Origin of the sequence: Campylobacter sp. CNRCH_2014_2849 (assembly GCF_025772845.1) — a bacterium.
GTDB classification, from domain to species: domain Bacteria; phylum Campylobacterota; class Campylobacteria; order Campylobacterales; family Campylobacteraceae; genus Campylobacter_D; species Campylobacter_D lari_D.
In genome coordinates, this window is the sequence record NZ_JAKMSW010000003.1 from 165,836 (window position 1) to 174,509 (window position 8,674).

An 8,674-nucleotide genomic window follows, 5' to 3' on the forward strand; every position below is an offset into this window, starting at 1 on the left:
ATTTTGTAGTATTTTTGTATGATTTATTATGAAATAAATAATGATAATGTTTATCTAAATTTAAGAAAGCTAGTACTATACTTGTGACTATGATTTTAAAAATGAATATCATTTCGGAGTAAAATAGTGTTTAAAAAAATAAGTTTATTAATGATTTTTTTATTTTGTTCTTTAACACTTGCTAGGGATATTGATTATCAAAAAGAAAGTCAAAATATTAAGCAAATTTTGAATGAAAGCATGGTGTTATATAAAGATAATAAAAATTTAGAAGCTAAGAAAAAAGCTGAAGATGCATATTTTCAGCATTTTGAAACCATGGAAGGCTCTATTGGTCGTAATGTCGGTAGAAAAGTCATTGTGATGGAGCGTAAATTTATTAATTTAAGAAAAATGTATAAAGATAAAGAAGATATTTCTAAGATAGAAGCTTTAATTAGTAGCTTGTATTTTGATTTAGATGAAGTCGTTCCTATATTAGAAAAAGGATTTCAATTAAAAGCTGAAGCTAGTGATATAAATTATGATAAAAAAGCAGCTGAAAGCTCATCTTTAAAAGCAGAAAAAGAGCGTCAAGTGCAAGCTGAAGCTATGTTTGCATCTTTACTTGGAGAGGATGTTAAAGGACAAACATCATCAAATTTGACTCAAAATTCAACTACTCAAGAGCAAAATATCCAAAAAGACGAAACATTATTAGCCTTACAAGAAGCTTCAGCTATGGATGCAAGATTGCAATTTTTAATGGATTCAATGATTTCAAAACTTGATCAAGCAGCATTGGCTTTTGTAAATAAAGATTACCAAAAAGCTAAAGATTTAATCCAATCAGCATTATTCGAAGATTATAGAAATTCAAAGGTAGAAGTTTTAGTAGCAAGATACACAAAAGCGGGTATGGATAAAAAAATTCAAACAAAACTTAGAACTATAATAAGAAAAATCAACAATAACACTTTGGATGAAAAAGCTATAAGAGATGAAATTTCAGACATATCAGATTTATTATATGAAGCATTCCTAGCTTTACCTAAAGAAGAATTAGCTTTACTTCAGGTTAAAGGCTTTGATGAAAGTGTTATGAGTACTAAAAACTATACTAAAGTATATGATGATATAAAAATTGCACTTAATAATATTTTACAAAATTATGATGGTTTTAATTTAAATAGCATAGATGCTTTACAAAATGTTTATTTGGATATTTTTGAAGCAAGTGGTATGGAAAGTAAAATTGGTGCTATTGATAGTGCTTTAAAATTAAAAATAGAAAGTTATTTTTCAAAAGGTGTTGCACTTATTAAAGCAAGTGCTTCTAAAGAAGAATTAAAACAAAATTTTGACGAGCTTGGTGCATTAATTGAAAATTCTTTGGATAAAATTCAAGAATCTTCACCTATGTCTTTATTTATATGGGCTTTGGGTATTATCTTAAGAGAAGGTTTAGAGGCTTTAATCATTGTTGTAGCCATAGTTTCATATTTAGTTCAAAGTGGCAATAAAAAGCGTTTAAGTATAGTATATTCAGCACTTTGGAGTGGAGTATTTTTAAGTTTTGTAACTGCATTTTTTATTTCATGGATTTTTAAAGAACAAGCAGGGCAAAGTAGAGAATTTTTAGAGGGCGTTACTATGCTTGTGGCTGTTGCATTACTATTTTATGTCGGTTTTTGGCTTTTATCAAATGCGCAAAATAAAAAATGGGCAAATTATGTAAAAACTCAAGCAGTTGAAGCTATCTCAAATAATTCAGCAAAAACTTTATGGTTTAGTGTGTTTTTAGCTGTATACAGAGAAGGTGCTGAAACTATTCTTTTTTATCAAGCTTTATTATTTGATGCAAAAACAAGCACAGATTATAGTTTTATATTTATAGGATTAGCTAGTGGATTAATTATACTTATAATACTTTATTATTTATTAAAAGCTGGTGCTTTAAAAATACCAGTAAAACAATTTTTCTATATAACTTCATACATTATTTTTTATATGGTCTTTGTCTTTACAGGCAAAGGCATTGGTGAGCTCATAGAAGCCAAGGTTGTTACACCAAGCTTACTTCCTTTTGATTTTGAAGGAATTTTATGGCTTGGAATTTATCCTTACTATGAGAGCATCATACCTCAGTTTATGGTTTTAATCTTACTCATTATGGGTATTTTTATAACAAAGCAAATTTCAAATAAAAGGGAAAAAATATGAAAAAAACTTTATTAAGTTTAGGTGCAGCAGCTAGTATTTTAGCTAGTTCAGTTTTTGCAGCAGAGGTGCCAATTGGCGATCCTTATGAGTTAAATGGTATGGAAATAGCAGCTGTTTATTTGCAGCCAATCGAAATGGAGCCAAGAGGGATTGATCTTGCAGCAAGTTTAGCAGATATTCACCTTGAAGCAGATATTCATGCATTAAAGGGTAATAAAAACGGCTTTCCAGAAGGTTTTTGGATTCCTTATTTAACTATAGCTTATAAGCTAACTAATCTTGACAATGGTAAAGTAAAAACAGGAACTCTTATGCCTATGGTAGCAGATGATGGCCCTCACTATGGTGCAAATTTAAAAATGGATACAGGTATTGGAAATTACGAGTTAGTATTTTTAATAGAAAGCCCAGAAAAACAAGGTTTTGGACGCCATGTTGATAAAGAAACGGGTGTTGGTAAATGGTTTGAGCCATTTTCAGTTAAATACAACTTTAAATACACAGGAAAACCTAAGTGATTTTTTCCCTAGCTTTTTGCTAGGGTTTATTTATAAAATTATTGATTTTATAAATAAATTCTATCAAAGAAGAGCCCATGTCGATTTATTTTGTACATTTTTTTGGAGTATTTTTTTCTTACGCACTTTTAAGTGCTTTATTTTTTTATAATCTAAAAAATTCTTTAGTGTTTAAACTTGCTTTTGTGGGTTTTGTTTTTTCTTATTTTGCTTTTTTTATTAGCGCCAAAACACTAAGTTATGATTTGTTGTATTTTTCTAATGATGTTTTATTTGTTTTATTGTTTTTAAGTGTTATCATTTTTTCTTTTATAAAAAATAATTTTTTAAAAGAAAAAATTCAAGCAATATTGCTTTTTTTATTATCTTTTGCTTTTGGTATAAAATACTTACATATTTCTATAGACTTTCCTATATTAAGCACTAATTTTTTAGATTCTTTAGCGATTAGTTCTTTTGGGCTTATTTTGCTTGCTTTTGTTATGTGTTTTGGGATTTATCTTTTTACAAGATGGCTAAGGGGATTTAAATTTAAGTTTTTAAATTTATTTTTACTCATTATCGTGATTTTTTATCTAAATGAAGCTTTAGCACAAATTTTATTGCACCTTATGAGAGAAGGTGTGATAGAAACAGAAAGTTTATATTTAAGCTATGTGGCAAAAAGTGTATATTATGCTAAATTTTATACATATATATGGTTTTTATTGCTAGGAATTTGTATAGTTTTAGTTCTAAAGCAAAGAGTGAGTGAAAACAGCAAGAAAAAAGATTTTGATATAGAATTTAGAAAAAATCAAGCAAAAAATTCAACTATAACTAATTTTAGTGCAAGTATTTTTAGTGCTATGATTTTAAGTCTTTGTATTTTTCTCTTTTATGACTTGCATGCTTCAAGACCAATCACCATAGACGAGCCAACCTATGTAGAGCCAAATGAAAATAATGAATTTGTTTTTGATGTGGCAATATTAAGAGATAATAACTTACATCGCTTTGCTTATATTAGCGATGAGGGTAAAGTGGTAAGATTTTTCTTGATTAACAAAAGAGAAGATAAGGACTCTCCAGTAGCAGTTTTTGATGCTTGTAGTATATGTGGAGATATGGGGTATGTTAAAAAAGGTGGAGAGTTAATTTGTATTTCATGTAATGTTAGAATTTTCTTACCAAGTGTAGGTAAGGCAGGTGGGTGTAATCCTATCCCTATGAAATATAAATTTGAAAATGGTAAAGTTATCATACCTTTTTCAGAAATTTTAGATGGGGTAAATTTTTTCACTCAAGTAGTAGAAAAGAAAGTTTATGATCCTATTGATCATACCGAGCTTATTAACTTAAAAGCACCAAGATCTTATGTTTATAAAGGAAGAACATATTTTTTTGCTAATGAAAAAAATTATGAAGAGTTTAAAAACGATCCTTTAAAATACATTGATATGAATAAATCTTCAAAATATAGAATTCATAATTTATTAGGAAATGACTATGCAAGTTAAGATTGTAAAAAACTCTATTTTTCAAAATAAAATCCAAAAATCTCTAGCCTTACTAACGATTTTTTTAGCTACTTTACTTATGGCTACTATGTTAAATCTTACTTTGGGTATAGGTAATGAAATTACAAAAGAATTAAGAAGTTATGGATCAAACATTTTAGTTCTACCTAAAGGTGCAAGTTTGAGTGTAGAAGTGGGTAATAAAATTTATGAGCCTTTGAAAAATCAAAATTTTTTAGAAGAAAACAAGCTCCATACTATAAAAGAAATTTTTTGGAGAAATAATATCAATGCCTTTGCGCCATTTTTAGATACTCAGGTAAAAATTCAAACTCCAAATGCAAATTATGAAAATATCTCTTTAGTGGGAACTTATTTTGATAAGGCTATAAAGATTCAAGATGATGATGATTTTTATGCAGGTATTAAAGAATTATACAAATATAGTCAAATCAAAGGAAATTACCCAAAAGATGATAGTTTAGATGAAATAATGCTAGGAATAGATTTAGCACAAAAGTATGATTTGAAAATAGATGATGAAATCACCCTTGTGCAAAATGATCAAATTTTTAAAGTAAAAATTGTTGGTATTATGGATTTAACTCAAGCTTTTTCAAATAAAATCATCACTTCTTTGCTTTTGGCACAAAAGCTTTCTAAAAAAGAAGGTTTATTCTCAAAAGCAGAAGTTTCAGCTTTGACTATACCTGAAAATGATTTAGCACAAAAAGCAAGACGCGATGTAGATAGTCTTGATCAGCTTGAGTATGATCAGTGGTATTGTACTGCTTATGTAAGTTCTATTGCCTATCAAATTGCAGAAGATTTTAAAGGTGCAAGCACAAAAGTAGTGAGTGCGATTTCAGATGCAGAAAGTTTGATAGTATCTAAAATTCAATCTTTAATGGCAGTAGTTAGCATTATATGTTTAATCGTAGCTTCCATAGCCATATCATCTTTAATGAGTGCGGATATTTTTAGAAGAAAAAGTGAAATAGGGCTTTTAAAAGCTTTAGGTGCTAGCACTTTGCAAATTTATATGATTTTTGCGTTAGAAGGGCTTGTGGTAGCTTTAGTTGGGGCTGTTTTGGGCTTTGCTTTTGGTATAGGTATGTCAGAGATTATCGCCTTGAGTATATTTGAACATATCATTGAAATTTCTTGGATTATCCTACCAATTTGTTTATTTTTTGCAGTGCTTATAGTATTTTTAGGGTGTTTGTTTTCTATCAAAGGAATTTCTAAACTTTCTACTTCAGAGGTTTTATATGGGAAATAATTTTTTTATGCAAGAGGTTTTTAAATCTCTTATTTTTTCTTATAAAAGAGTTTGTATTATTTTTATAGCTGTGTTCATGGGTGCTATGGTAAGTGCTTCGTTTTTTAATATTTATTTTGATATTGACACAAAATTGTCCAAAGAATTAAAAGCTTATGGAGCTAATTTTATCATCACGCCAAAAGATGATGAGTTTTTAAGCATGGATGAATTTAATCAAGCCAAAGAAAACTTGAAAGCAAAAGCTTTAACCCCATTTTTATATGGTTTTTATAATCTTGAAAGTTCAAGTGCGGTAGTTGTTGGGGTTGATTTTGCAAATTTAAAGCTTACCAAGCCTTTTATGGAGGTTTTAAAAGGAAGTTTTTCTTTGAGTGATTTTAGTGAAGATAGTGCCTTTGTGGGGGCTGATTTAGCTAAACAATTAGAGCTTAAAATAGGACAAGAATTGCAAATTTATAACCCAAGTATATCTAAAATAGTCAAAGTAAAAATCAAAGCTATTTTAAGAAGCAATGATGAGCAAGATGGGGTTTTAATCATCTCTTTAAAAAAAGCTCAAGAGTTAGCAGCTAAAGAAGTGATAAATTATGCTCAAGCTATTTTACTAGGTGATTATGAAAGCTTAGATCAAAAAGCAAAAGAACTTAGCAAGGCTAATGTAGAAGCCAAAGTCATAGCTTCAGTATCCATTAGTGAAGGTGTGATTTTAGAAAAGATCAAGGCTTTGATGGCTTTGATTAGTTTAACTATTTTGCTCATTAGTTCTTTGAGTGTAAATACCACTCTTAGTGCAGTGATTTTTTCAAGAAAAAAAGAAATAGCCTTGCACCTTGCACTAGGAGCTAAACATAAAGAAGTTATTAAACTTTTTGGAGCTGAAGTGTTTATTTTAAGCTTGAGTGCGAGTTTGCTCGGCGCTTTTTGTGGATATTTTTTGGCAAATATTTTTGGGTATTTGATTTTTAATGCAAGTATAGATTTTAGATTGCTTTCAGTGTTTTTTGCGGTACTTGTTTCTTTGGTATTTGCATTTTTTGCAAGTATCTTACCGCTAAAAAAAGCCTTAAAAATCAATGTTTGTGAAAATTTAAAGGGTGAGTGATGAAAAATATTATAAAAATTTCAAATTTAAATCGTAATTTTAATGAAGTTAAAGCTTTGCAAAATATCAACCTAGAAGTAAAGCAAGGCGAATGGCTAGCCATTATGGGCCCATCAGGTTCAGGTAAATCAACACTTTTAAATATACTTTCTTTAATGGATACTCAAAGTAGTGGGGAGTATTTTTTAGATGATAAAGAAGTTGGAAATTTAAGTGAAGAAGAAAAAAGCGTAATTAGAAGAGAAAAAATAGGTTTGATTTTTCAACAATTTCATTTAATACCTTATTTAAATGCTTTAGAAAATGTTATGCTAGCTCAGTTTTATCACTCAAGTATAGAACAAAAAGACGCTATAATGGCACTAGAAAAAGTAGGGCTTTCACACAGACTTACGCATTTACCTAGCCAATTAAGTGGCGGGGAGCAACAAAGGCTATGTATAGCAAGAGCTTTAGTGAATGATCCTGAAATTTTATTAGCAGATGAGCCAACTGGAAATTTAGATGAGGCAAATGAAAAAAATATTCTAGAGCTTTTTTGTAAATTAAAACAAGATGGTAAAACCATAGTTTTAATCACTCACAATCCAGACTTAGCTACTTTTGCTGATAGAACTATCATTTTAAGCCATGGAGTGATGAAAAGTGAAAATTAAAAGTATAATTTTAGCTTGTTTATGTTTAGTTTTTTTAAGTGCATGTTTTGAAAACAACAATAAAAATGGCGGCAAAGTAGGCTTAAAAGCACCAGAAATCGCAGCTAAAAATTTAGAAGGTGAGAAAATTAAACTAGCTGATTTTGATAATCTCATTGTTTTAACCTTTGTAGAGCAAGGTTGTGCATCTTGTTTAAAAGACTTACCACTCTTGGAAAAACTAGCTAGCGAATACCCTAAAAAAATCACTATTTTAGCACTTGATTCTGTGGATAAGGGGAAAGATTTTGAAGAATTTGCTACAAAATATGATTATAAAAATATTATATTTTTGCAAGATGATTTAGATATATCATGGCAAAGATTTAACATTTTTGCAGTACCAACAACTTTTGTCATTAAAGATGGAGTTGTGCAAGATAAAATCATAGGAGAAAAACCATGGTCACAACTAAAAGCTTCTATTGCTTCTTGGCTTTAATAAGTGTTTTTTTCTTTAGTGCATGCTCAAATAATGAATTTCAAACCTTAAATTCAAGTCAAAACTATACTTTTAAATACGATGGTTTTGAAAAAACCTTAAAAACACAAAATGCAAATCAAGCTTATGCTTTATTTTTTTTCACGCAAGATTGTGGTGCGTGTAATGCACAAATTCCTATGCTAAATGAACTTTATAGAGAAAGAAATTTTCCTATTTTAGCGGTGTTAAATGGAGCTAAATCAAAAGAAGAAGCCCAAAAAATTCTTTTGGAAAAAAAGTTAAATTTACCACTTATGTATGAAGCTAAAGCAAGCTCATTTTTGTCTAAGGCTGTGGGTGGAATTTATGGTGTGCCTGTGATAGTTTTTTATGATGAAAAAGGCAAGATAAATGAAAAATTCATCGGACTTACTCCAAAAAGTGTTTTAGAAAATAAAATTAAAGTTTTACAATAACTACTGCTAACTTTTTTAAGTTTATTTTTAATTAAAAAATAAAATTTGCAATTATTTTTTTAAGTGATTTTTTATGTACTCTAAAATGCAAATATATTGTTAATGTTATTGATAGGCTGTATGTTGATTGTTTGGTATGTTACAAAAATACCCAATTAAAATAATTAACCTAAAAGCCTATAAGCAAGCATTTTGATAATTTTTTTCAAAATGAGATATTTTATATCTTATTCTTAATTTAAGCTTAAATTTATATGCATAGCAGTAGTATAACTTTTTTATGAAAATATAAAATTTCTAGGAGGTATTTTAAATACCATGAAAAGATTATTTTTTAATTTAAACCTTAGGGGGGGGGGATATTGTTCAGTCATATTTTGAGAAAATATTGCATGATATTAAAATTTTTCTTACTCGCTATATTTTCCTTAAACTCTTTAGAAGCTGCCACCCAGGCAAATTATGATAAAACT

At 28.9% G+C, this 8,674-nt stretch carries 8 protein-coding genes; all 8 read left to right on the plus strand.

Going from position 1 to position 8,674, the window contains the following annotated elements; all coding sequences use genetic code 11:
- Window positions 1–150: 150 nt before the first annotated feature.
- The 8 genes from L8X33_RS03335 to L8X33_RS03370 all read left to right on the plus strand — a co-directional run bounded on the left by L8X33_RS03335 (window position 151) and on the right by L8X33_RS03370 (window position 8,201).
- The gene (locus L8X33_RS03335; protein ID WP_263669953.1) at window positions 151–2,202 is read left to right on the plus strand and encodes an FTR1 family iron permease; all 2,052 of its coding nucleotides are present in this window, start codon (window positions 151–153) and stop codon (window positions 2,200–2,202) included.
- Window positions 2,199–2,720 (plus strand): ferrirhodotorulic acid transporter, periplasmic binding protein, encoded by a 522-nt coding sequence (locus tag L8X33_RS03340; protein WP_012661874.1) that lies wholly within the window; start codon window positions 2,199–2,201, stop codon window positions 2,718–2,720. Before L8X33_RS03335 ends, L8X33_RS03340 begins: the two co-directional genes overlap by 4 nt.
- Before the next feature lie 77 nt (window positions 2,721–2,797).
- Window positions 2,798–4,219 (plus strand): Fe-S-containing protein, encoded by a 1,422-nt coding sequence (locus tag L8X33_RS03345; RefSeq protein ID WP_263669955.1) that lies wholly within the window; start codon window positions 2,798–2,800, stop codon window positions 4,217–4,219.
- Window positions 4,209–5,501, plus strand: coding sequence for an ABC transporter permease (locus L8X33_RS03350; protein WP_263669957.1), 1,293 nt, complete (start codon window positions 4,209–4,211; stop codon window positions 5,499–5,501). Before L8X33_RS03345 ends, L8X33_RS03350 begins: the two co-directional genes overlap by 11 nt.
- Window positions 5,491–6,606, plus strand: coding sequence for an ABC transporter permease (locus L8X33_RS03355; RefSeq protein ID WP_263661191.1), 1,116 nt, complete (start codon window positions 5,491–5,493; stop codon window positions 6,604–6,606). Before L8X33_RS03350 ends, L8X33_RS03355 begins: the two co-directional genes overlap by 11 nt.
- Window positions 6,606–7,262, plus strand: a complete 657-nt coding sequence (locus L8X33_RS03360; RefSeq protein ID WP_012661870.1) for an ABC transporter ATP-binding protein — start codon at window positions 6,606–6,608, stop codon at window positions 7,260–7,262. The genes L8X33_RS03355 and L8X33_RS03360 overlap by 1 nt, the downstream gene beginning before the upstream one ends.
- A complete protein-coding gene (locus tag L8X33_RS03365) occupies window positions 7,252–7,743 on the plus strand; it encodes a TlpA family protein disulfide reductase (protein WP_263669958.1) in 492 nt (163 codons plus the stop codon). Before L8X33_RS03360 ends, L8X33_RS03365 begins: the two co-directional genes overlap by 11 nt.
- Window positions 7,704–8,201, plus strand: a complete 498-nt coding sequence (locus tag L8X33_RS03370; RefSeq protein ID WP_263669960.1) for a TlpA family protein disulfide reductase — start codon at window positions 7,704–7,706, stop codon at window positions 8,199–8,201. Before L8X33_RS03365 ends, L8X33_RS03370 begins: the two co-directional genes overlap by 40 nt.
- Window positions 8,202–8,674: the final 473 nt, after the last annotated feature.

What these genes read in the sequence shown, in the direction of transcription:
- L8X33_RS03340 (WP_012661874.1), top strand. Translation starts at nt 2,199, where the DNA reads ATGAAAAAAACTTTATTAAGTTTAGGTGCAGCAGCTAGTATTTTAGCT.
- L8X33_RS03355 (WP_263661191.1), top strand. Translation starts at nt 5,491, where the DNA reads ATGGGAAATAATTTTTTTATGCAAGAGGTTTTTAAATCTCTTATTTTT.
- L8X33_RS03335 (WP_263669953.1), top strand. Translation starts at nt 151, where the DNA reads ATGATTTTTTTATTTTGTTCTTTAACACTTGCTAGGGATATTGATTAT.
- L8X33_RS03370 (WP_263669960.1), top strand. Translation starts at nt 7,704, where the DNA reads ATGGTCACAACTAAAAGCTTCTATTGCTTCTTGGCTTTAATAAGTGTT.
- L8X33_RS03360 (WP_012661870.1), top strand. Translation starts at nt 6,606, where the DNA reads ATGAAAAATATTATAAAAATTTCAAATTTAAATCGTAATTTTAATGAA.
- L8X33_RS03350 (WP_263669957.1), top strand. Translation starts at nt 4,209, where the DNA reads ATGCAAGTTAAGATTGTAAAAAACTCTATTTTTCAAAATAAAATCCAA.
- L8X33_RS03345 (WP_263669955.1), top strand. Translation starts at nt 2,798, where the DNA reads ATGTCGATTTATTTTGTACATTTTTTTGGAGTATTTTTTTCTTACGCA.